Raw genomic sequence first — 20,995 nt, 5'->3', positions numbered from 1 at the left:
AATCCCCTCTTCTACTTCAAAGTATATCATCTCAGGTAAAAAAGTGCAATCGTTCTTAGCGCACCTGTACGCAGGCTCACGAAACACAGCCCGGCCAGGCCATAAAAAAACAGACCCGCAAAAATCACGAATCTGTAAGTCATAGACAAAGTGGTGCCGAAGGCGGGGGTCGAACCCGCACGGTATTGCTACCACTGGATTTTGAGTCCAGCACGTCTGCCAATTCCATCACTTCGGCGTATAAAACAAAAAATTGAATCTTATTTTCAATAGCAGCCTCCGCAACGTCCCCGACTAAGCGATTCACACCAAATCAAAGATTTGGGCTCTCTGCTTATGCCAATTCCATCACTTCGGCACATAAAATAAAAAGTATGCTACTATAATACCCACATAGCGAGTACGCTTAATATAATAGCATACTCCAAATTAAAATTCAAACAAAAATCAAAATAAATTTCAACTTTTTTGGTATGCCTCTGCAATCCGTTCAATGCAATTTTTCTCTGATAATTTATCCGTTGGAATAATGATATCGCCGATCTCATAATAGGGCTTCCGGATCTCCAGCATGTCCACAATTTTCCGGTAAGGATCTGCCTCCTGAAGCAGCGGGCGGTCTGTGTTCCCCCGCACCCGGCTGTAGATTGCACCCGGCGATGCGGTCAGGGTTACCAAAAAGGTCTGTTCCTTTAACAGCTTTCGGTTCTGTTCGCTTAACACAATCCCGCCGCCGGTCGAAATCAACAGATTTTCCTGCTCTGCCAGCTCCTCCAGCACGGCCTCCTCCATTCTTCTGAAAGCCGGCTCACCCTGCTGCTCAAAAATCTGAGAGATACTTTTCCCTTGCTGTTTTTCAATATAAGCGTCGGTATCCACAAAGGACAGCCCCAGTTTCCTGGCCAGGCGTTTGCCAATGGTGGTTTTGCCGGTTCCCATATAACCAATCAGCGCAATGTTTTTTTTTTTCATATTATATTCCAAGTGTTTCCCGCAATTTTAAAATATCCTCCAGTGTAATCTGCCCCGGCGCAGTGGCCTTGACCCCTGAGGCAAAGGTCAGGCAGCCGCCCATGACCTCCGGCAGGATTCTGGACAGACGCCCCTGCTCACCCATGGAAATCATAATCATGGGCTTGTCTGTTTTCAGGCTGTAGGTACCGCCCGCCGCCGAAGCGGTCTTAAAATCAATTTCATCCCTTGCGTACAGGGCCAGCTTGAAAGCATCCGCGCCTTTTTCTTCCATTCTGTCCAGGATGGAAATAATTTCATCATAAGAGCCGGTTTTGTCAAAGTCATGGTAGGAAATCATCAGCTTATTCTGCGCAGACTTTACCACCTGCTTAACTGCCTCAAAATATTCCTCACTGCTGTTAAGCTCAACGTCAATATAGGTGACCGCATTGGACTTGGCCGCGTTGGCAATGTGCTTCCACCGGTCCTCGTTTAATACATGCCGAAAGCCCCCTTCCTTTACATCACGGAAGGTGTAAATAAGGCTTACGTCCATATTCCGGATTCTTCTCAGAATTCGCCTTTCCTGATCAAAGTCGTCTTCCAGAAAATAATCCCGGCGCCATTCCAGATAATCTGGCTTCTGGGCCAGTGCCTCGTCAACTTCGCGGTACAGGTCCTCTTCATTATCCGATACTAACGGAATACAGGTAACAAATTGGTTTTTACTTAACATTTTACTTCCCTCTAAATCATTTTAGATTCACGGATACGTGTTACTTCTATTATAGATGATTTTGTGCAGTGTATCCAGCACTATTTCTCCATATAATAGGTCATCCCGCTGAGCTTTCGGGTATTTTCGTCCATCACGCCCATGCCCTGAAAAACTTTTTTATAGTTTTTAACCTGCGCGGTAACCCTCACTGACCGCTCTCGCTCAGATACAGGCGCCACCTCGATACTGTAGCGGCCGCCATTCTTCTCACTCCGCCAGTCGCCTGTCCCTCTATACCCAAAATCCGCATTGAGCTCAGCCTCGGCTTCGGCAAAAGCATTTTCCACCACCAGGATACAGATCTGGTAATCGCGGTAATCCTGATTGGCATCCAGCTGATACCGGACCTGGCCCAGCAGGGCCGCTGCCACGGTAAAGAGCAGCGCCAGAACGATCAATACAAGGGGGAGCGCGTAACCTTTATGATTCATCTCACGATTACCTCGTTCGGATAATAAAACTGCATGTCCACTGCCGGTTCCCCCTTTGTAAATTCTATTAACAGCCGTACCGCGTTTTTTCCCTCAAGGCTAAACTCGAACCGGACAACGCTGCGGATCAGCTGGCTTTTCCCACCCATTTTAATGGGTTCCAGCTTTGCTTTGTCTACCTTATTCCGGTAGACGGTTCCGGAGGCTTCAAGCGTGTAAAAATTATAGTAGTCTGGATTTTCCATATCCTGTAAATATATCTGGCCATTCTTCATAAAAATCTCCCTTGATTTTGAAAGCTGCTTCTGCAAAAACAGACAGGCCCGTTTGCTTTCCTGGCCGCGGATCGTTTTATCCGTAATTTTTCCAGCGATCTCCCCGCTGAATTGAAGGGAGGTGATGAGCAGAACCAGGACCATGGACGAAATAAAAAGCGCTGTCAGTACCTCGATCAACGTATAGCCCTCCTGATTATGGGTAAACCACCTTCGCATAATACACCTTTTTCTTTCCATCAGCTGTCTCAAAGCTCAGTTGTAACTCATAAAGCCCTGAAAGGCGGTCAGACCCGTATGTTTCAAGCTGCCAGCCCGGATGCCTGGAAACAATGGCTGCGGCCTCCTCTTCAAAGGCCTCTGTGGTCAGTCCTTCTGGAACACCGGTACGTATTTCGTTTACAATACCATTGATATTAAGGCTCTGTTCCAGTATTCTTTCCGAGGTCTTTTCCCCAATAATCACGGTATGGAAGGTCGTAAAAACAGCGACGATTCCCACGCCGAGCACCGCAATGGCCACCACGGCCTCAATCAGGCTGAAGCCGTCCGTATCAGTTTGTATTCTTATCACTTAGGTAAATCCTCCCTGTGACAGGCTGTATAATCAGATATTTTTCCGGGCGGTCATTGCGGTAAAAGGTTATTGTGCCGCCACGGTTAACCACCCCCGCCCCGCTGAAAATGATCTCGTTCTGGGACAGGTTCCAGGTGATGCGGCACTGCCTGAGCTGTACCGACGCAGTAACCACCATGGATCGGCTGCCCGGATCAAATTCCACAATATCCACCCGATTCCCATAAAGCTTGGCTTTCGTACCGTAATTATCACCGGACATCATGGCAGCGTCGCGGCTTTTTAAAACAGCGTCAAGCACCTGCTCATATTCTGCCTCTGCGGCCCGCCTGGCATTTCCCTCTGTCACCGAGTAGCCCAGTCCCGCGGTCACTGCCAGCGCAAAGCCCAGGATGGACAGCGTAATGATCAGCTCGATCAGGGTATGCCCTCCTTGATCCTCCATTTTGCTTACGGGCTATCCGGAGAAGGTTCTTCGGGCATAAAGCTGACTTCACCGTCATTGTAAATAAAAGTTCCGCCAGACTGTGATTCAATTTTATCTGTTTTCAGATAGCCTGCGTTTTTCAAGGCTGTTACCAGCTTGTCAAAGGCAGTCTCTTCACCCTCCGCCAATGCCGGCGTATTTCCATTGTTATCTGCTTTGTAAACCTCCAGAGCCGTCTGCACAACAGCAAGGTTGGCCTGATCTGTTTTCAGGCCTGAGTTCTCCAGTACATTAGTAAACTGCGGAATCGCCAGAGCCGCCAGCATTCCCAATATGGCCAGCACAATAATCAGCTCGATGAGGGTGAATCCGCTTTCTCCCATAATCTGTTTTCTTACTTGTTTCATCTTTCTTCTCCTTTATTTATACCAATTCGGAATAACCCGAATAGATTTCAAAAACCGGCTGCATAACCGACGCCATGATAAAGAATACCAGCCCCCCAACCACGAGCAGCACTACCGGCTCCAGCAAGGCGGTCATTTTCTTGATTTTTCGGTTGATCTCATCATTGTAGTAAGCCGAAACCTTTATAAGGACCTGCTCCATGGTTCCTGAGCTTTCACCGATACGCACCATCTGGACAAAGCGCCGGTCAAAGATCCCGGCCGCTGCCAGGCTGTCAGACAGGGCTTCCCCACGCCTTACCGCCTCCCGCACATCCCTTATTCGATAGCGCATCACGCGGTTCCCCAGAATCTTACCGGCGATTTCCAGCGCACTGATCATATCGATACCACTGTTTACCATAATGGCCATGGCATCCGCAAAGCGTACTCCTTCCATCAGCCCGATAAACCGGCCAATCCAGGGAAGCTTCAATAAAAAACGGTCTCTCAGTAACGCCACGGCCTCCCGCCTCAGTGCCGCCCGGCCGGCAGCCAGCAGCAGCAGAACCGCCAGCAGAATCCATGCCCCGCCAGATACCAGCGCAGTGCTGGCCCGCATGAGCAGCTCGGTGGTCATTGGCAGCTTTGCCTCCATGTTTTCAAATATTTCGGCAAAGGCGGGCAGCACGCCTGCCATAAGGTACATGACCACGCCCACAGCCACTATCGTCACCAGTGACGGATAAAAAAGCGCCTGGGTAATTTTGCTTCTCATGTCCGACTGACCCTCATAGTAAATTCCCAGATTTTCCATGACCAGGTCCATCGAACCGCTCATTTCACCTGAGCGTGCCATCTGAACCATGAGTTCCGGGAAAGCCCCGGGGAACTGCCGCAGTGCTTCAGAAAGGCTGTTTCCCTGCTTCACAAGCATTTTTACCTGCAGGACCGTTTCTCCGAAGCCGCTGTTTTTATGTTCTCTCCCGGATAACTCCAGAGCGTCAATGATCGAAACGCCTGCTGAAAGTGTAATCGCCAGCTGTCTGCAAAACAGTCCGAGCATCCGTGTGCTCCCTGTTTTTGAAAAGATTGCTCTAAGCCGTACCGATTTCATCATTTCCATAGCTCATTACCCTCAGCCCTTCTGCCACATCAGTGACACCGTTTAAAATTTCATTTCTGACGATCTGCGAAAATTGAACTAAGCCATTACTGCGCGCAAGCCTGAGGAGCTGCTCATAGGAAGCCCCGGAATGAACGGCCTCTCTCAGGCTCTGGTTAAGCGACAAAACCTCAAAGATTCCCTTTCTTCCAAGATAGCCGGTGTGTCTGCACTTTTCGCAGCCGTCCGCGCGGTATAATATCTGTCCTTGCTCAAAAGAAAAGCGCCGGCATTCTGCCTCCGTTACCGTATAGGCTTTTCTGCAGTGGGGGCAAAGCTTTCTCAAAAGCCGCTGGGCAATAATCCCCCTCAGCGCTGTGGCCAGCAGATAATCTGCGGCGCCCATATCCAGCAGCCGGGTAATGGTCGACAGGGCATCATTGGTGTGCAGCGTCGACAATACCAGGTGACCGGTAATGGCGGCGCGCACCGCCGTTGCCGCGGTTTCCTCATCCCGGATTTCCCCCACCATGATCACGTTGGGGTCCTGCCTCAGAATGGCCCGCAGTCCCTCGCCAAACCCAAGGCCGATCCGCTCATTTACCTGTATCTGATTAATGCCCTCCAGATGAAACTCAACCGGGTCCTCAATTGTAATGATATTAAGCGCCTGCGTATTTTTTTCCTTCATAAGGCTGTACAGCGTCGTGGTCTTTCCACAGCCTGTGGGGCCGGTTACCAGAAGCAGCCCGTTAGCCTGGTTTAGCATTCCCATTACTCTCTGCTCGTTTTCCAGCGTAAACCCCAGGCGTTTTACCGGAATTAAAAAGGTCTGCGCATCCAGAATCCGAAGGACTGCCTTCTCATGGTAAACAGTGGGGACCACTGATACACGCAGATCAATTTTTCTGCCCTCCGTCTCAAAGCAAAAGCTTCCATCCTGGGGCCTTCGTTTCTCTGAAATATCAAGGCCCGATAAAATTTTTATTCTGCTGACCATTCCAAGATAATCCTTTTCATCTGTCATCATCACCGTAACCAGTTCACCGTCGATACGAATGCGTATCCGCATCTTATCGGGGCTCAGCACCTCAAAATGAATATCCGAAGCATTTTTCTGAACCGCAAAACGGGTAATGCTGTTGACAAGTCTTACAAAACGATTATCCTGAGGCTGAGACTGTCTCGGCTCGATGTCCGTCTTCTTTTTCAAACTCCAAAATTTGTATTCCATATTTATCCTTTTGTTCAAATAAAACCATATCTTAAACTATTTGACTGCTTATATCTCATCATACAGGATATTCTATTTTTTGTCAACTATTTTATTATATTACATAATAGTTTATTATTTTAAGCACCGCAAAAAAACAACCTACAGACGTTATGATTACGCCTGCAGGCCGCTTGCTATTTTATAATTTCAAAAATAATACCTTCAAAGCCTGCCAATGCCATTGCCAGCAGGTAGAAATCCTCTGCTTCCAGCATCATATCTGAGTTTTTACCGGCTTGTACTTCTTTAGTGTAATGTGTTTTCAGTGCCCCTTCAACCCTTTGGCTTTCCAACACACAGGCGTCCCTCTCACTATTATTGCCAGTGCTAAAAATTTCTTTGATTTTTACGCTTTCTGTCAGCGTCAGCACCAGCTCATCAACCGGATTTGCGGCAAAATTGAGCACGATCAGAAGCTCCTGGTTACCCGCACTGCGCCGGTAAGCCAGCACAGCTGTTTCCTTTGTTTTAACCGGAACAAAGGAAAAGCACCCGCTGTGGTAGTCATTTTCATAGAGCGCCGGGCACATCCTGTAAAACTGGTTCAAGGCAGAAAAATAATCAAAAAATTCCTGATGGACAGGGTATTTAAGCAGTCCCCAGTCCAGTTCACGCGCCTCATCCCACTCTCTGAAATGCCCCAGCTCATTCCCCATGAAGTTCAGCTTTTTACCGGGGTGGGTAAACATATAGAGATACAAAAGACGCGCCTGCTCAAATTTTTCTTCATAGCTGCCGTTTATTTTATCCAAAATGGTTTTCTTCCCATGTACGACCTCATCGTGGGAAAAGGGCAGCATATAAAGCTCATTATAAAAATAATGCATGGAAAAGGTCAGACGGCCCATGTGGTCCTTGCGGTCATCGGGATGAATTTTCATGAAATCCAGGGTGTCATTCATCCACCCCATATCCCATTTATAGTCAAAGCCCAGCCCGTCATATGCTACAGGTGCCGTCACCTTTAAAAAATTGGTGGAGTCCTCGGCCATGCGCAGCACCCCGGGATAGCGCTCTGCCAGGCCCACATTCATGACCTGAATAAACTCGACCGCCCCCTCATTAACCCCGCGCGAAGCGTTGCCCTGCCAGTAGAGGGCGTTGCTGATGGCATCCATGCGCAGGCCGTCAAAATGGTATCTCTCAATCCAAAAGGCTGCCGCCGACTGAAGAAAGCTCCTCACCTCTCCCCGGTAAAAATTAAAATTATAGGAGCCCCATTCACTGTAGCCTGTATCCGCATCCGGATACTCGTACAGTGCCGATCCGTCAAACTGGGTCAGGGCATAATCGTTGGTGGCAAAATGCACCGGAACAAAATCCAGGATCACGCCAATGCCCGCCTGATGGAAGGTGTCAATAAGGTGCTGAAGCTCTGCCGGCGTACCGTAGCGGGAGGTCGCGCTGTAAAAGCCCGACACCTGATACCCCCAGGACTCATCTGCGGGATACTCTGTCAGCGGCAGGAACTCCACGTGGGTAAAGCCATGCTTCTGTACATAATCAAGCAGCTGAGCGCACAGCTCCTCATAGCTGTACCAGCCCGCCGGGCCTTCTTCTGCCTTGCGCCGCCAGGAGCCAAAGTGCAGCTCATAAATGCTCATGGGCTCATTATAATGCCGGCGTTCCGCCCTTTTCTGAAGCCACGCCTCATCCTTAAACGTGTAGCTCCATTCCACTAAGGCCGACGCGGAATCTGGCCGCAGCTCCATGGCGTAGCCATAGGGATCTGCCCGGTCCACCACACGTCCGTCCGCCTGGTGAATCCGGTATTTATAGAGCATTTTGGCCTCTGCCTTTTCGATAAAGCATTCGTAAACGCCCCCGGCGTCAATGGCTTCCATGGCCGTATCCCGCCAGCCGTTAAACTCACCAATGAGTGTAACCGCCTCTGCACCCGGCGCGTATACCCTGAAAACAAAGCCCTCCCGGCCGTCTTTCTCAACCCGGTGCGCGCCAAAGTAATCGTAGGCGTCAAAGGCTTTTCCAATATAAAAATCATGCATTTCCATGATGCTGTCCTCCCCTGTTTATTACTTACAATTATATGGGAAAAACAGCGTCCCGTCTACCGCCAAAACGCCCGAAGTGTCAAAAAGGCAGAGCCCGGATACACCGGGCTCTGCCTTTTGTAAAATTCATTCTGTTTTTTTATTTTTCAAGATAGGCCACAAGCGCCTCCCACTCAGCCTTCGCCTGATCATAGCCGGTCGTATAGCTTTTCTGGACCCCCTCTGGGTTGCGGTCAATCACCTTTGTCTCAATGGGGTTCTCTGGCCGGAGCACATATATCCTGCCCTCTGCCTCCAGTTCGTCAATCAGGTCCATGGTTTCGTTGTAGAACAGGTGGCGGTTTAACACGCCTTCGGCAAAGGCCGGATGCTTCCGGTAATAGGAGCGTACCATCCGCTCATGCCCGTAGGGCTCCTTCCGGTAGCCTTTTTCACGGGTCAATACCAGCACAGCCTTCTCGTTGCCGTCTGAAAGCGCGCGCCGGACCGGGACAGAATCGGCGATTCCGCCGTCCATATAGGGCCTGCCGCCGATTTCCACCATCTGGCTCATAAACGGCAGCGAGGTGGACGCGGCAATGAGTTCCGCCACATCGCCCTCCATCTTTTCAAAATAGCGGGCCTCACCGGTTTCGCAGTCGGTGGCCGTCAGGTAAAAGGTGATATCAGAGCTGTAGTAGGTCTTCATATCAAAAATATTATAGCGTCTCGGCAGCTCATTATAGGCAAAGCTGCGGCTGAAAAAATTTCCTTCCTTCAGCAGATTTCCCATGCCCATATACCGCTTGTCCGGCATAAAGGTTTCTGCGATGGCAAAGCTGCGGCCCGGCTGACCGGAAATATAGTTGGCGCCGTTGATGGCGCCCATGGATACGCCGATGATATACGGAAATTCCAGGGATTTTTCCATAAAATAATCTAACACGCCGGAGGAATAAATACCTCTGAAGCCGCCGCCCTCCAGCACCAGCGCTGTTTTCTCAAACCTCATCGTCAGCCCTCCCTTGTCTTCATGGTCATTTCGATCTGGCAGAGCAGGGTGCCCTCCTGGTTTTCAATATCCATGCGATAGGTGTTTTCTGCGATCTCAGCGGATTTTACGGTGATCATATCACCATAGAAGCCCTGGTTTTTGTAGATAATCTTGGCGGTTTCCATCTCGCCTGCCTTTACCTTTTCCAGGGGCAGGGTCTCCAGCGCCCATGCCAAGTACTTGACATGGTTGACGTGGCTGTTAAAATCAATGTCCAGGTAGCGGACCTGAAAATTCTTGGTGTCGGTCCATTCTTCTACCTTCGCAACGCGTCTGAGCTTAAAATGGTTTTCGTGGCCGCTTTCGTAAACGTCCAGTTCCGGCACATTGCTCAGCCGCTCCAGACGGTTTTCTTTTCGGTTTTGCAGCATCCACTCCGTATCGCCCTCCACCATTATTTTTCCATCCAAAGATTTGATGGCAAAACGGCGGTGGGCGGCAAATTTGTCAAAGGCGATGGCCTCAGTCTCGACCATGACCTCGTCGTTAAACTTCGGGTATTCATGAAACTTCAGCTTGTATTTTACCAGAAACCAGGCCAGCCCCATTTCATCCAGAACCTCCGGCCCCACGCCGAGCTGCTCGCTCTGCTCCTGGCTGGTCTGCTGAAAGTAGTTCAGCGCCGCTGTCGGCTGCAGCTGGTAGTTATAGGTGCATTCATAGCCATTGATCTTCTGCTTTTTCTCGTAAATAATTCCCACTTCTGTTGTCTCCTTATCCTTTAAATATCAGCCGAATGATTTAATTTTCAATGAGTCCAAGCGCACGCAGGATAAACTCGCCGGTACGGCGTTCAGTCCCCTGATAAGGGTAAGCGTGCATATCCGTACTTGGGTTAAAATTCAGTTCAATGATGCCGAAGGGTGACTGCTCGTCCCGGTAGTCCTCAATGATGATATCCACACCGCAGAACACTGCCTTCACCGACGCTGCAGCCTCCACGGCAATGCGTTTGAAAAAGTCCGGCATCTCATCGGTCATGTCAATGCTGTCGCCGCCGGTGCTGATGTTTGAGTTCCCCCGCAGATAGACTGTTTTTCCATCTGGCAGCACATCGCCGAACTTCAGCGCCTGTTGTTTTAGATAAAGCTCAGTCTGCTCGTCCAGTTCAATCTTTTTAAGGGGAGCAGTATAGCCGTAGCCTCTGAAAGGGTGCCTGTTTTTGACATCGACCAGCTGGGTGATGGTGTGGACGCCGTCGCCAGTCACATTGGCCGGAACGCGCTTCAGAACTGCGGCCACTTCCCCGCCGATTACCAGGAAGCGGTACTCCTGCCCCGGGATAAATTCCTCAATGATGACGGTTTTATCGTACTCGAAGGCAATTTCAACCGCCTCGAGAAGGTCCTTCTCGCTGCCTCCCTGGTCAAAAATACAGATTCCCAGTCCATAGTTTGTGGATTTGGGCTTGATGACTACTTTTTTCCCGACATAGGGGCCGATGCGCCGCGCCGCCTCGTCATAACTTGAGAATTCCTCGCCTGCCGGTACCGGGATACCCTTCTGCGCCATGATTTTCTTGGTGACCACCTTGTTTTCCATGACGAGGACCGTGATATAATTGTCCAGCTCTGTTTTTGTCGCCTGCTTGACATAGGTTTTTTTATCTCCCCTGCCAAGGCCGATAAAATTGTCCTGGGGGTCGATCTCCTCAACCGGAACGCCCCGGGTGATGGCCTCCTTGATAAGGATCTGGGTAGAAAGCTCATAGTTATCAAAGCCCTTTAAAAGGTAACGGGTGTCGTGGCTTTCTTTTTTATAGGCCTCCGCCAGACGCATCATCCCCTTTAGATAGCCTTCCTTTTCTACCATTTCGGCCATCCGGTAAGCGTAGGTATGCTCCAGATGAATGACACGGTCGGTCATCACCTTCAGCACATTGCTGTTTCCAAGCTCCAGCTCAATGTCCATCTGCTGCATTTTTTCCAGAATCTCAAGGGCCCAGCGTTTCATGGAAACTTCTTTGCCATTCCGGCGGATCATGAGGTCCGGATCCAGGCCAAAGAAAGCGACCTTTTCTTCATTTTCAAGGCCTTCTCTTTGCCAGTCCGCAGCGTCTGATTCATCCTCAACCAGCAGGTAGAGCATAAACTGGTGTAGAAACACCAGGTCCTTCTCGGCAATGCCGCATTTGTCAAAGACATTCAGGTCCACTGTCCGGATTTCAAGGTATTTGATGCCGTCCTCTTCCAGTGATTCCAGAATATTGTCCACACCCTTTGCCTTCATCCGTATCTGTGTATAGAGCTCCTTGGGCGCAGAAATCAGGCCCTTGTCCACAAAATTCCGGACATCGGCCGTATACTCTCTGACGGTGCGGTAGCTTGGGAAAAGAGCGATTTTATTTTTATAGCCGCAGATTGAATTTCTGAAGGACGCCCCTGTTTTTAACACATAGGAGCCGTCGCCCACAGGCTCCATCTGGCTGACACATTCGGGGATATAGCTTTTATGCAGGGCAGAGCTGCAGCCCAGCAGGTAAATGACCAGCCAGCGGTAACGCAGATAGTTCCGGACCAGCTTGAGGTATACGCCGTCCTTAAAGTCCTTGCGCGGCTTCTCCGGCGCAACCGCGGCGTGCAGCTTATCAATAAAGCGTTCGGTAAAAGAAAAATTAAAATGAATGCCGGAAATCAGCTGCTTTTTTCCGCCGTACCGTTCAATCAACCCTTTGCGGTAGGCCATCGCCGCCTCGGCGTCCTTTTCGCCTTCATACACCGCGATGGGAATATCCTCGTCCTCCGGAATATCACAGGGCATGGACTGGGGCCAGAAATACTCGTCCCCGATCTCATTATTGACAATATCACAGAGCCCCTCCAGCACCGCGTAGGTTTTGGGCACTGTATCATAGGCCGGTGTAACGACCTCCACCTGGCTCTCCGAAAAATCGGTCGTGATGTAGGGGTTTTTCAGCTTGTTGCCGAAAATCGCCGGATGCGGCGTCATGGCCAGCTTTCCCGCCGCTGTAACCCGCAGGCCTTCCCGCTCCAGCCCAAAATCGCCAGTCAGCAGCTCGTTGCTTGTAAATGTATTTTTTAAAATATCTAAGTTCATTTTTACACCTTGATTATTCAAATTTTATTGGTTATTATACCACAAATCAACCTGAATGCCTATTGAAGACGGCTCCAACTTCTGTTAAGTTTTAAATCTGAAAAAGCTTAAATTAGACAAAGAAATCCCGGTTCAATAAAGATTAAACCGGGATCGTACTTTTTATGCGTTGGCTTCCAGCTCACGGTATTCAGGGTGTTTGTCAAATTCCGCCCGCGCAAAGGGGCACAGTGGGATAATTTTTTTATCCTCGTCCCGGGCCTTCTGTACGGCCTTTTCGACCAGCACTTTGCCAATTCCCATACCGCCCATGTCCTCTGCCACCTCTGTATGCGAGATGATAAACATGTGCTCTCCGGTTGGCACAAACTCAATCTCTCCAACCTCTGTTCCGTCGTCTGTCACAGCGTAGATGCGGTTGTCACCATTTTTATATTCAATCATATTATAACCTTCTTTCATCGTTTCAGTTGAAGACTATATACCCCTCTGACAGTTTGATGTAACACCGCTCTTTATTAATAAACGGCTTATTCGTCGGCGCAGAGCTCTGCCAGATACTCCTCGGCATATTTAGACGCCACCGCGCCGTCAGCCGTGGCCGTCACAATCTGGCGCAGCGGCTTGGTGCGGACATCGCCAACGGCAAAAACGCCGGGAATATTGGTTTTTGTTGTCTCATCCGCAATCAGATAACCCTGCTCATCGGTATCCAGAATGTCCTTGAACATGTCTGTGTTCGGGATCCGGCCAACCGCTACAAAAACACCCTCACAGGAAAGCTCTCTCACTTCGCCGGTTTTAACGTTCTCTACCTTTACGCCTGTTACCAGATCGTCATGAAGCACCTCGGTTACTCTGGCGTCCCAGACAAACTCGATATTTTCCGTTTTTTCTAAAGTTTTCATGTAGGTTTTTGACGCCCTGAGCGTATCTCTGCGATGCACAATATAAACCTTTTTACAGATTTTAGATAAAAACAAAGCGTCCGCCACCGCGGAGTTGCCGCCGCCCACCACGACCACTGTCCGGTTGCGGTAGAACATGCCGTCACAGGTTGCGCAATAGGCCACACCACGGCCGCGCAGCTCATCCTCTTCGGGAACGCCCAGCGTTCTGGGTGCTGCGCCTGTCGCCAGAATGACGGTTTTTGCTTCCAGATCACCCTTGCCGGTCCGGATTACCTTTGGCTGGCTTTCCAGATCCACGGACAGCACCTCACCGATTTCTGTCACAACGCCAAAGCGTTCGGCGCTCCGCTGCATCTTTCCGCTGAGCTCAATACCATCGACGCCCTCCTCAAAGCCAGGGTAGTTATCCACCCAGCTGGTAGTTGCCATCTGGCCGCCTGGCCACATTTTCTCAAGCACCATCGTTGAAAGATTGGCCCGGGCGCAATAAAGCGCCGCGGTGTACCCTCCCGGGCCGCCGCCCAATATAATGACATCGTATTTATTATTTTCCATTATTTGTCTCCTTTGGGAAGTTGGTGATTTCTGTAACTTTATAAATTACATATCTTGTTATAATCTTATCATTTTAAGGCGAAAAAGTCAATAGTATATCCAGATTGATTTCTTTTTGCGCCCAGAGGGTATGTATGATACAATAGAAAGAAATAATCAGCCGTGTTTAGAACGCCTGATGTATTCGTTTTAATCCCGTGGCTGAAAGACAGCCACTGTGCTAGGGGGCACCATAAATGAAAATGTTTGATGTTATTGTGCTGGGCGGCGGACCTGCGGGCTATACGGCCGCGCTATACTGCGCCCGGGCGAATCTGAAAACCATGATCTTAGAAAAAATGTGGCCGGGCGGACAGATGGCAACTACCAGCCAGGTGGATAATTATCCTGGATTTAATGAAGGCATTGACGGCCATGAGCTAAGTGACCGCATGAAGCTGGGCGCAGAACGCTTCGGCGCGGTCTCCGAATACGGCGAGGTCATCCATATCGAAGTCACCGGAGAGACAAAACGCATTAAGACAAACAGCGCCGAGTATGAATGCAAGGCCCTGATCATCGCCACCGGCGCTGCGCCGAGAAGCCTCAACCTTCCCCATGAAGAAGAACTGCGGGGACGCGGCATAGCCTATTGCGCGACCTGTGACGGTATGTTCTTCAAAAATAAGGTGGTCGCTGTTGTGGGCGGCGGCAATTCCGCAGTCGCCGATGCTCTCTACCTGTCCAAAATCTGTAAAAAGGTTTATCTCATCCACCGCCGTGACCGGCTGAATGCCACCAAGACCTATCTGGCACCGCTGGACGAGACTGAAAATATTGAGTTTATCTGGAACACCCAGGTGGTTGAGCCCATCTTCGGTGAGGTATTAACCGGTATTAAGCTTGAAAACACCACGACAGGTGCTGTTTCCACGCTCGATTGCGACGGGCTGTTTATCGCCATTGGCCGGCGCCCCAACACCGACCTGTTTGAAGGCATTGTGGACATCGACGCGTCGGGCTACATCATTGCCGATGAAACCACCCAGACCAATGTGGAGGGCGTCTATGCGGTCGGCGACGTCCGCACCAAGCCGCTGCGCCAGATCATCACCGCCGCCTCTGACGGAGCTGTGGCTTCAAAATTTATTGAGGACTATTTCGTGCAGCTGTGCGGCAGAAACCATAAGGCAAAAAGCCTGCGTTACAAAAGCGAACCCAACCGTTTCTTTGTCCAGACCCCTGAAAATTATGAGGTCGGCGAGCTGAACCTCGAACCCACCACGGATAACACCTTTATCATCACCCATGTGGGCGTTGACAACAGCTACAACGGACTTGGTATCGCGAAGGAGCTGGTGCGGCAGACCGTTGAAGCCGCGCGGCAGAACCACTGGAAGCTTATTCCCAGATGTCCCTTTGCAAAGGTGGAATATGACAAGCATCCTGAATATAAAGACACCTTAGCCTGATTTGACAGCCTCTGCTTTACGGCAGGGGCTGTTTTTCTGTTAAAGCTCAAAAAATAAAAACAGCCATATCACTATGACTGATCATCTCTTTAAAAGATATATCAAAGGCTTTAGCCACAAATTGTTTTTAAAGAAGGAATATGCTATACTAGCCAGACAGGAGCACTCGGCTCTTGTGGCACTGGCGTGGTTAATCTTGCCCCGGAAATGGGGTGTTGCTTATGGACAGTAACCAGTTAATTCTGATTCTGGCGCTTATTGCGTTTATCGTAGGCTGCATAAACAAGAATGACCGTTAGCCACCTACCACAATGATCTAACGGTCTAACCTTAAATATTTAGGGGCTGGCCGTTGCCGGTGTCCCTGTTTCTTTTTACATTATACCACATTTTCTTGAACTTTTCAAAAAATAAAAAACAGCCATATCACTATGACTGATCATCTCTTTAAATGGTCGGAGTGAGAGGATTTGAACCTCCGGCCTCATGGTCCCGAACCATGCGCTCTACCAAACTGAGCCACACCCCGATATTTTTATATTTTTGATTTGCAAACCAACAACAGTTATTGTAATATAGTCATAGGTATTTTGCAAGCATATTTTTTAAAAATTTTAAAAAATTTAGGAGAAATGTATGAAAATAATTGAAGCGGGTGTGTCTGCCCCCGAAGGTTTAGTTGACATCACCGACCAAATCCGGGACTATATCCGGGAAGTCCGGCTCGGGGATGGCTTTGTGCACATACAGATTCCGGAACGGACCTGCGCGGTGACCATCACCATTAACGATGACTTCAATATTGACAAAGATTTTCTGAATAAAATCAACCGGTTTCTGCCCAAGTACAACGGTATGCAGTTTACAGGCTGGACGACCTCCAACGTCAAAGCTTCACTCGTCGGCATGACAGAGCAGGTGATGGTGGAAAGCGGCGAGCTGATCCTAGGCCTGCACCAGAGTATCTATATGGTAGAATTTAACGGACCGTCCACAAACCGGCGCATCTATCTCTCCCACATGGGTACCCCGCTGGCAGAAGGCGAGGAGCCTGAACTGCCGCAGGTACTGCAGGACCTCTACGCGGCCGATTTAGCAAGAGAGCAGGCCGAAAAAGAGGAGCAGGACCGGATTATCGCTGAGATGCGTGCAGAGTATGCCGAACGCGTTCGCAAGCAGAAAGAGGAGGAAGCTGCCAAAGCCGCAGCAGAAAGTGAGCAGGAGGATGGCAAATAATAAAAATAATTCCACTAAGAAGCCAAAACAAAAGCAACAAAAGCAGAGCCACCAGAGCAACATTAAAAACAGCTACCGGATCGGCGCGCTGGTACTGGTCATCATTATCATTGTCAGTCTTTTGACCATGTACAGTTTCTAAGGCGTCCTGTATCATAAGGATGAATATCAAAATTATCACTGTCGGCAAAATCAAGGAAAAGTACCTGACCATGGCAATCGACGAGTACAGCAAACGGCTGAAGGCCTACTGCAGGCTTGAGATTATCGAGGTGAAGGACGAAAAAATCGAGGAACGCTTCAGCGATGCCGAGAAGGCCGGGGCCGTCGCCATTGAGGGCGAACGGATCTCCCGGCATTTAAAGGACAACGAAATCGTCGCCGTGCTTAAAATAACCGGAAAGCAGCTGGCCTCACCGGATTTCGCAAAAAAAATCGAGGCTTACGGCGTCCAGGGCAAGAGCAGCCTGACCTTTATCATCGGCGGCTCCCTGGGCCTTTCGCCGGAGATTGAGGCTCGTTCCCAATGGGATTTGTCCTTCTCAAAAATGACTTTCCCTCACCAGCTGTTCCGCGTCATGCTTTTAGAACAGGTTTACCGGGCGTTTAAGATCATCAAAAATGAAACCTACCATAAATGACGCGGAGCCCCGTTTCTAAAAGAATTTGGCAGCGCAACGAAGCGTCAGCGGCTGCCGGCAATAACGCAAACGCAGATAACGCGGGAATGATCCGATAAGGACCACATAATTCTCGAGGACTGTGATCCATTTTATAAAAGGAGACAAACAACCATGTCAACCACGATGTTAGAAAGAGGAAAAACAGCTAAAAAGGCGGGCATTCAGCTATCCGCCACGGATACAAAAACACGCAACGCTGCGCTGGCTGCCATCGCCGACGCGCTGGAGGCGAACCGGGCAGAGCTGATCGCCGCCAACCAGGCCGACTACAAGCGCAGCGCAGAAGAAAACCTCGCCGCGCCGCTTTTGGGACGCCTGACCTTTGATGACCACAAAATCGACGATGTCATCGACGGTATCCGCAGCCTGATCGAGCTCACCGACCCATTGGGTGCTACCCGTATGGCGACCGAGCTGGACACTGGGCTCGACCTTTACAAGGTCACCTGCCCCATCGGCGTGATCGGCATTATCTTTGAATCCCGTCCCGACGCTTTTGTCCAGATTTCCACCCTCTGTTTAAAAAGCGGCAACGCGGTGCTTTTAAAAGGCGGCCGTGAAGCGCTGGAAACCAACCGGATGCTGTGCCGGGTTATCTCAGAGGCCACTGCGGCGGCTGGTATTCCCGGCGGCTGGATCCAGAACCTGGAAAGCCGCGAGGACGTGAGCGCCATGCTGGCGCTGGATGAATACATTGACCTCATTATCCCGCGGGGCTCCAACAGCTTTGTCAAATACATTATGGACAACTCCAACATTCCTGTGATGGGGCATTCCGACGGTATCTGCCACGCCTATGTGGACGCTGCCGCCGATGGGGACAAGGCTGTGAATATCGCGGTGGACGCCAAGACCCAGTATGTCTCAGCCTGCAACGCCATTGAGACCCTGCTGGTGCACAAAGACATCGCCGGGGAATTTTTACCCAAATTAAAGGCAGGAATGGACCAGAAACAGGTGCGTTTAAAGGGCGATGACCGTACGCGGGCTGTGATCGACGTCGAAGCCGCCACTGAGGACGACTGGTCCACCGAGTATCTGGACTATATCCTCTCGATTAAGGTGGTGGACAGCCTGGAGGAAGCCATTGACCACGTCAACACCTACGGCTCCGGCCACACCGACGTCATCGTCACCGAGGACGAGGCCCACGCAAAGAAATTCACGACCCTGGTGGACTCGGCAGGGGTTTATGTCAACTGCTCCAGCCGCTTCGCGGACGGGTTCCGCTATGGCTTTGGGGCTGAGGTGGGCATCAGCACCTCCAAGCTGCACGCCAGAGGCCCTGTGGGCTTAGACGGCCTGCTGAGCTACAAGTACAAGCTCATCGGCCACGGGGATATTGTCAGTGATTTCTCAGATGGGAAACGCAGCTTTACCCACAAGCCCTTAGATCAGGATTGTCCTTTATAAAAAAGACAAAATTATAATTCTTTTTTAAGAATCATTTAATATAATAACAGTAAGCAGAAAGGTTACACATGCAGAAATCATTTGAGGCCATTATCTTTGACTTTAACGGCACGCTGTTTTTTGATTCGGACAAGCACGACGCGGCATTTGACCGTTTTACGCTGGAGCAGTGCGGACGGCACATTACGCCGGAAGAAATGCACAGCTTCTACGGCCAGACCAATGCCACCATCATCCCGGCTATTCTCAAAGACCGGGAGCTCACCCGTGAAGAAATCAACGCGTTTGGGGATTACAAGGAAGCCCTTTACCGGGAGCTTTGCCTGGAGGATCAGAAAAACCTCTGTCTGGTAAGCGGCGCCCCGGAGCTTCTCGACTGGATCTGCGCTTCGCAGATCCCCCACACCATTGCCAGCAGCTCTGAACTTGCCAATATGACGTTCTTTTTCGAGACCTTTGGTCTTGACCGGTGGTTCGATTTTGACGCTACGGTTTATGATAACCACACCTTCCCGGGAAAGCCCTCCCCGGATATTTACCGTCTGGCGGCTGAAAAGCTCGGCGTCGCCCCCGAAGCGTGCATGGTGGTGGAAGACGGCCTTTCTGGTATCCAGTCTGCCCATGCGGCCGGTATCGGCCATATTACTGCCATTGCGGCGCCAGACCGGCATGATTATTTCATGACGGTTCCCGGTGTCAAGACGGTTATTTCAAATTATCACGCGTTTGACCGCTCGCTTTTAGCGCGGTCCCTGAAGGAGTAATAAATGTTAGAATTAAAAAATATCTGCTTTGAAGTAGAGGATGAAAAAAAAGGCATCCTCAAGGATGTCAGTCTCAAGATTGACTCCGGAAAATTTGTTGTCATTACCGGCCCCAACGGCGGGGGGAAATCCACGCTGGCCCGGATCATCTCCGGTATCCTCACCCCGACCGACGGCCAGATTCTGTTTGACGGCCAGGATATTACAGGCCTCGACATTACCGAACGGGCCAAGCTGGGGATCAGCTTTGCTTTCCAGCAGCCGGTCCGGTTTAAGGGCATCACCGTGCACGACCTTATCGCGCTGGCGGCCGGTTCCCCGCTTAACCAGGTGGAAGCCTGCCAGTATTTATCCGAGGTGGGCCTCTGCGCCAGAGATTACATCGACCGTGAGCTCAACGACAGCCTGTCCGGCGGCGAGATCAAGCGTATTGAAATTGCCACCATTCTGGCCCGCGGCACCAAGCTGTCCATCTTTGACGAGCCCGAAGCCGGCATTGACCTCTGGAGCTTTAAGAACCTGATCTCTGTTTTTCAGAAAATGTATGAAAAGCGGGGCGGCGCCATCATGATTATCTCCCATCAGGAGCGTATCCTGAACATCGCGGATGAAATCATTGTGCTGGCAAACGGCAAGATCATCAGCCAGGGGTCCAGGGAAGACATTTTACCAAGACTTTTAAACGGTACGGACAAAGTGGATTTCTGTCCGAGAATGGAGGATTAACATGAGTGAAGTAGCAATGAATGACGTGGCAAGAGAACTGCTGAAGGATGTTGCCGATATTGACGGCAAGCCCGAGGGCGTCGCTTTTAATATCCGTGAGGACAGCCAGTGCGCTGGCCGTAACTCCACCGACAATATCCAGATCGTGAGCAAGGAGGACGGCTCCGGCATCGACATTATCGTGCAGCCCGGCACTAAGAACGACAAGGTCTTTATCCCGGCTCTGGTTACCTGCAGCGGCGTGCACGACCTGGTTTATAATGACTTTTACATCGGCGAGGACGCGGACGTGACCATTGTGGCCGGCTGCGGCGTGTCCACCGACGGCTGCGACGGCTCTGAGCATAACGGCATCCACCGTTTTTTCCTGAAGCCAGGCTCCAGAGTGCTCTACATCGAAAAGCACCTCGGTATCGGCGAAGGTACTGGCAAACGGGTTATCAACCCGGAAACCTACATCGAGCAGGAGGAAGACAGCTACATGGAAATGGACACCACCCAGATTAAGGGCGTGGACTCCACCAAGCGCAAGTCCGCCGCCAAGCTGGGGGCAGGCGCCAAGCTCGTTATCAAGGAAAAGCTCATGACCCACGGCGACCAGTACGCCGAAACCGCCTTCGAGGTAGATATGGACGGCGAGGGCTCCAGCTGTACCTTAAGCTCCCGCTCCGTTGCCAGAGACCGCTCGAAACAGCTGTTTTTGTCCAAGATCAACGGCAACAACCGCTGCGCAGGCCACTCCGAATGTGACGCCATCATCATGGACGAGGGGGTGGTTTCCGCCATTCCGGAGATTACCGCCAACGACCTCGAGGCTGAGCTGATCCACGAAGCCGCCATCGGCAAAATTGCCGGCGATCAGATCATTAAGCTCCGCACCCTGGGCCTGACCGAGCATGAGGCCGAGCAGCACATTATTGAAGGCTTCCTGAAGTAAGGGCGCAT

At 50.6% G+C, this 20,995-nt stretch carries 23 protein-coding genes, 2 tRNA genes and 1 pseudogene; 9 read left to right on the top strand and 17 right to left on the bottom strand.

Annotation, left to right across the window (positions count from 1 at the left end):
* Positions 1 to 151 precede the first annotated feature (151 nt).
* The 16 genes from I2B62_RS06435 to trxB (I2B62_RS06360) all read right to left on the bottom strand — a co-directional run bounded on the left by I2B62_RS06435 (position 152) and on the right by trxB (I2B62_RS06360) (position 13,777).
* Positions 152 to 238: transfer RNA gene (locus I2B62_RS06435), tRNA-Leu, on the bottom strand.
* Between the two features lie 221 nt (positions 239 to 459).
* Positions 460 to 972, bottom strand: a complete 513-nt coding sequence (locus tag I2B62_RS06430; RefSeq protein ID WP_195268165.1) for a shikimate kinase — start codon at positions 970 to 972, stop codon at positions 460 to 462.
* 1 nt (position 973) lies between these two features.
* Positions 974 to 1,690, bottom strand: a complete 717-nt coding sequence (aroD, locus tag I2B62_RS06425) for a type I 3-dehydroquinate dehydratase (RefSeq protein WP_195268164.1) — start codon at positions 1,688 to 1,690, stop codon at positions 974 to 976.
* Positions 1,691 to 1,770: 80 nt separating this feature from the next.
* Positions 1,771 to 2,163 carry a hypothetical protein gene (locus I2B62_RS06420; protein ID WP_195268163.1) on the bottom strand — a complete coding sequence of 131 codons (393 nt, stop codon included), beginning with the start codon at positions 2,161 to 2,163 and terminating at the stop codon, positions 1,771 to 1,773.
* Complete coding sequence (locus I2B62_RS06415; RefSeq protein ID WP_195268162.1) at positions 2,160 to 2,657, bottom strand: prepilin-type N-terminal cleavage/methylation domain-containing protein; 498 nt, start codon at positions 2,655 to 2,657, stop codon at positions 2,160 to 2,162. The genes I2B62_RS06420 and I2B62_RS06415 overlap by 4 nt, the downstream gene beginning before the upstream one ends.
* Entirely contained in the window at positions 2,635 to 3,012 is a 378-nt protein-coding gene (locus I2B62_RS06410) for a prepilin-type N-terminal cleavage/methylation domain-containing protein (RefSeq protein ID WP_195268161.1), read from the bottom strand. Before I2B62_RS06410 ends, I2B62_RS06415 begins: the two co-directional genes overlap by 23 nt.
* Positions 2,993 to 3,460 (bottom strand): type II secretion system protein, encoded by a 468-nt coding sequence (locus I2B62_RS06405; protein ID WP_195268160.1) that lies wholly within the window; start codon positions 3,458 to 3,460, stop codon positions 2,993 to 2,995. The genes I2B62_RS06410 and I2B62_RS06405 overlap by 20 nt, the downstream gene beginning before the upstream one ends.
* 5 nt (positions 3,461 to 3,465) lie before the next feature.
* On the bottom strand, positions 3,466 to 3,849 hold the full coding sequence (locus I2B62_RS20625) for a prepilin-type N-terminal cleavage/methylation domain-containing protein (protein WP_279354777.1): 384 nt from the start codon (positions 3,847 to 3,849) through the stop codon (positions 3,466 to 3,468).
* A gap of 16 nt (positions 3,850 to 3,865) precedes the next feature.
* Entirely contained in the window at positions 3,866 to 4,894 is a 1,029-nt protein-coding gene (locus tag I2B62_RS06395) for a type II secretion system F family protein (RefSeq protein ID WP_195268159.1), read from the bottom strand.
* Between the two features lie 31 nt (positions 4,895 to 4,925).
* Positions 4,926 to 6,167: a GspE/PulE family protein gene (locus I2B62_RS06390; RefSeq protein ID WP_195268158.1), complete on the bottom strand. Its 1,242-nt coding sequence runs from the start codon at positions 6,165 to 6,167 to the stop codon at positions 4,926 to 4,928.
* A gap of 176 nt (positions 6,168 to 6,343) precedes the next feature.
* The gene (gene glgB, locus I2B62_RS06385; protein WP_195268157.1) at positions 6,344 to 8,221 is read right to left on the bottom strand and encodes a 1,4-alpha-glucan branching protein GlgB; all 1,878 of its coding nucleotides are present in this window, start codon (positions 8,219 to 8,221) and stop codon (positions 6,344 to 6,346) included.
* Positions 8,222 to 8,360: 139 nt separating this feature from the next.
* Positions 8,361 to 9,212, bottom strand: coding sequence for a patatin family protein (locus tag I2B62_RS06380; protein ID WP_195268156.1), 852 nt, complete (start codon positions 9,210 to 9,212; stop codon positions 8,361 to 8,363).
* A gap of 2 nt (positions 9,213 to 9,214) precedes the next feature.
* Complete coding sequence (locus I2B62_RS06375; protein WP_195268155.1) at positions 9,215 to 9,955, bottom strand: acyl-ACP thioesterase domain-containing protein; 741 nt, start codon at positions 9,953 to 9,955, stop codon at positions 9,215 to 9,217.
* 40 nt (positions 9,956 to 9,995) lie between these two features.
* Positions 9,996 to 12,311 (bottom strand): bifunctional glutamate--cysteine ligase GshA/glutathione synthetase GshB, encoded by a 2,316-nt coding sequence (gene gshAB / locus I2B62_RS06370; protein WP_195268154.1) that lies wholly within the window; start codon positions 12,309 to 12,311, stop codon positions 9,996 to 9,998.
* 162 nt (positions 12,312 to 12,473) lie between these two features.
* A complete protein-coding gene (locus I2B62_RS06365; RefSeq protein WP_207735961.1) occupies positions 12,474 to 12,755 on the bottom strand; it encodes a GNAT family N-acetyltransferase in 282 nt (93 codons plus the stop codon).
* 86 nt (positions 12,756 to 12,841) lie between these two features.
* Positions 12,842 to 13,777, bottom strand: a complete 936-nt coding sequence (gene trxB, locus I2B62_RS06360) for a thioredoxin-disulfide reductase (protein ID WP_195268153.1) — start codon at positions 13,775 to 13,777, stop codon at positions 12,842 to 12,844.
* 236 nt (positions 13,778 to 14,013) lie between these two features.
* Between trxB (I2B62_RS06360) and trxB (I2B62_RS06355) the strand changes: the two are divergent.
* Positions 14,014 to 14,904, top strand: a pseudogene (gene trxB / locus I2B62_RS06355) (thioredoxin-disulfide reductase); the annotation flags it as partial.
* The gene (locus tag I2B62_RS20480) at positions 14,890 to 15,228 is read left to right on the top strand and encodes a GNAT family N-acetyltransferase (protein WP_347707798.1); all 339 of its coding nucleotides are present in this window, start codon (positions 14,890 to 14,892) and stop codon (positions 15,226 to 15,228) included. The pseudogene trxB (I2B62_RS06355) and the gene I2B62_RS20480, both read left to right, overlap by 15 nt.
* 452 nt (positions 15,229 to 15,680) lie before the next feature.
* Here the strand turns inward: I2B62_RS20480 and I2B62_RS06350 are convergent.
* A tRNA-Pro gene (locus tag I2B62_RS06350) sits at positions 15,681 to 15,757 on the bottom strand.
* Positions 15,758 to 15,864: 107 nt separating this feature from the next.
* Here I2B62_RS06350 and I2B62_RS06345 point away from each other — a divergent pair.
* The 7 genes from I2B62_RS06345 (at position 15,865) to I2B62_RS06315 (ending at position 20,987) form a co-directional block, all read left to right on the top strand.
* Positions 15,865 to 16,464, top strand: coding sequence for a secondary thiamine-phosphate synthase enzyme YjbQ (locus I2B62_RS06345; protein WP_195268151.1), 600 nt, complete (start codon positions 15,865 to 15,867; stop codon positions 16,462 to 16,464).
* Positions 16,454 to 16,606 carry a hypothetical protein gene (locus I2B62_RS06340; protein ID WP_195268150.1) on the top strand — a complete coding sequence of 51 codons (153 nt, stop codon included), beginning with the start codon at positions 16,454 to 16,456 and terminating at the stop codon, positions 16,604 to 16,606. The genes I2B62_RS06345 and I2B62_RS06340 overlap by 11 nt, the downstream gene beginning before the upstream one ends.
* Positions 16,607 to 16,625: 19 nt before the next feature.
* Positions 16,626 to 17,105: a 23S rRNA (pseudouridine(1915)-N(3))-methyltransferase RlmH gene (rlmH, locus tag I2B62_RS06335; protein ID WP_195268149.1), complete on the top strand. Its 480-nt coding sequence runs from the start codon at positions 16,626 to 16,628 to the stop codon at positions 17,103 to 17,105.
* A 153-nt stretch (positions 17,106 to 17,258) separates the two neighbouring features.
* Positions 17,259 to 18,560, top strand: a complete 1,302-nt coding sequence (locus I2B62_RS06330) for a glutamate-5-semialdehyde dehydrogenase (protein WP_243259441.1) — start codon at positions 17,259 to 17,261, stop codon at positions 18,558 to 18,560.
* Between the two features lie 68 nt (positions 18,561 to 18,628).
* Positions 18,629 to 19,324 (top strand): HAD family phosphatase, encoded by a 696-nt coding sequence (locus I2B62_RS06325; RefSeq protein WP_195268148.1) that lies wholly within the window; start codon positions 18,629 to 18,631, stop codon positions 19,322 to 19,324.
* Between the two features lie 3 nt (positions 19,325 to 19,327).
* Positions 19,328 to 20,050 carry an ATP-binding cassette domain-containing protein gene (locus I2B62_RS06320; protein ID WP_195268147.1) on the top strand — a complete coding sequence of 241 codons (723 nt, stop codon included), beginning with the start codon at positions 19,328 to 19,330 and terminating at the stop codon, positions 20,048 to 20,050.
* 16 nt (positions 20,051 to 20,066) lie between these two features.
* Entirely contained in the window at positions 20,067 to 20,987 is a 921-nt protein-coding gene (locus I2B62_RS06315) for a SufD family Fe-S cluster assembly protein (protein ID WP_195268450.1), read from the top strand.
* The last annotated feature ends 8 nt before the right edge of the window (positions 20,988 to 20,995 follow it).

It is taken from the genome of Eubacterium sp. 1001713B170207_170306_E7 (assembly GCF_015547515.1).
In the GTDB taxonomy this organism is placed as follows: Bacteria; Bacillota; Clostridia; order Eubacteriales; family Eubacteriaceae; genus Eubacterium.
This window is presented reverse-complemented; position numbering and strand designations above follow the sequence as displayed.

Excerpts from the sequence above, each read along its gene's own strand:
- I2B62_RS06430 (WP_195268165.1), bottom strand. The coding sequence starts at position 972 with ATGAAAAAAAAAAACATTGCGCTGATTGGTTATATGGGAACCGGCAAA.
- aroD (WP_195268164.1), bottom strand. The coding sequence starts at position 1,690 with ATGTTAAGTAAAAACCAATTTGTTACCTGTATTCCGTTAGTATCGGAT.
- I2B62_RS06420 (WP_195268163.1), bottom strand. The coding sequence starts at position 2,163 with ATGAATCATAAAGGTTACGCGCTCCCCCTTGTATTGATCGTTCTGGCG.
- I2B62_RS06415 (WP_195268162.1), bottom strand. The coding sequence starts at position 2,657 with ATGCGAAGGTGGTTTACCCATAATCAGGAGGGCTATACGTTGATCGAG.
- I2B62_RS06405 (WP_195268160.1), bottom strand. The coding sequence starts at position 3,460 with ATGGAGGATCAAGGAGGGCATACCCTGATCGAGCTGATCATTACGCTG.
- I2B62_RS20625 (WP_279354777.1), bottom strand. The coding sequence starts at position 3,849 with ATGAAACAAGTAAGAAAACAGATTATGGGAGAAAGCGGATTCACCCTC.
- I2B62_RS06395 (WP_195268159.1), bottom strand. The coding sequence starts at position 4,894 with ATGCTCGGACTGTTTTGCAGACAGCTGGCGATTACACTTTCAGCAGGC.
- I2B62_RS06390 (WP_195268158.1), bottom strand. The coding sequence starts at position 6,167 with ATGGAATACAAATTTTGGAGTTTGAAAAAGAAGACGGACATCGAGCCG.
- glgB (WP_195268157.1), bottom strand. The coding sequence starts at position 8,221 with ATGGAAATGCATGATTTTTATATTGGAAAAGCCTTTGACGCCTACGAT.
- I2B62_RS06380 (WP_195268156.1), bottom strand. The coding sequence starts at position 9,212 with ATGAGGTTTGAGAAAACAGCGCTGGTGCTGGAGGGCGGCGGCTTCAGA.
- gshAB (WP_195268154.1), bottom strand. The coding sequence starts at position 12,311 with ATGAACTTAGATATTTTAAAAAATACATTTACAAGCAACGAGCTGCTG.
- I2B62_RS06365 (WP_207735961.1), bottom strand. The coding sequence starts at position 12,755 with ATGATTGAATATAAAAATGGTGACAACCGCATCTACGCTGTGACAGAC.
- trxB (WP_195268153.1), bottom strand. The coding sequence starts at position 13,777 with ATGGAAAATAATAAATACGATGTCATTATATTGGGCGGCGGCCCGGGA.
- I2B62_RS06345 (WP_195268151.1), top strand. The coding sequence starts at position 15,865 with ATGAAAATAATTGAAGCGGGTGTGTCTGCCCCCGAAGGTTTAGTTGAC.
- I2B62_RS06340 (WP_195268150.1), top strand. The coding sequence starts at position 16,454 with ATGGCAAATAATAAAAATAATTCCACTAAGAAGCCAAAACAAAAGCAA.
- rlmH (WP_195268149.1), top strand. The coding sequence starts at position 16,626 with ATGAATATCAAAATTATCACTGTCGGCAAAATCAAGGAAAAGTACCTG.
- I2B62_RS06330 (WP_243259441.1), top strand. The coding sequence starts at position 17,259 with ATGTCAACCACGATGTTAGAAAGAGGAAAAACAGCTAAAAAGGCGGGC.
- I2B62_RS06325 (WP_195268148.1), top strand. The coding sequence starts at position 18,629 with ATGCAGAAATCATTTGAGGCCATTATCTTTGACTTTAACGGCACGCTG.
- I2B62_RS06320 (WP_195268147.1), top strand. The coding sequence starts at position 19,328 with ATGTTAGAATTAAAAAATATCTGCTTTGAAGTAGAGGATGAAAAAAAA.
- I2B62_RS06315 (WP_195268450.1), top strand. The coding sequence starts at position 20,067 with ATGAATGACGTGGCAAGAGAACTGCTGAAGGATGTTGCCGATATTGAC.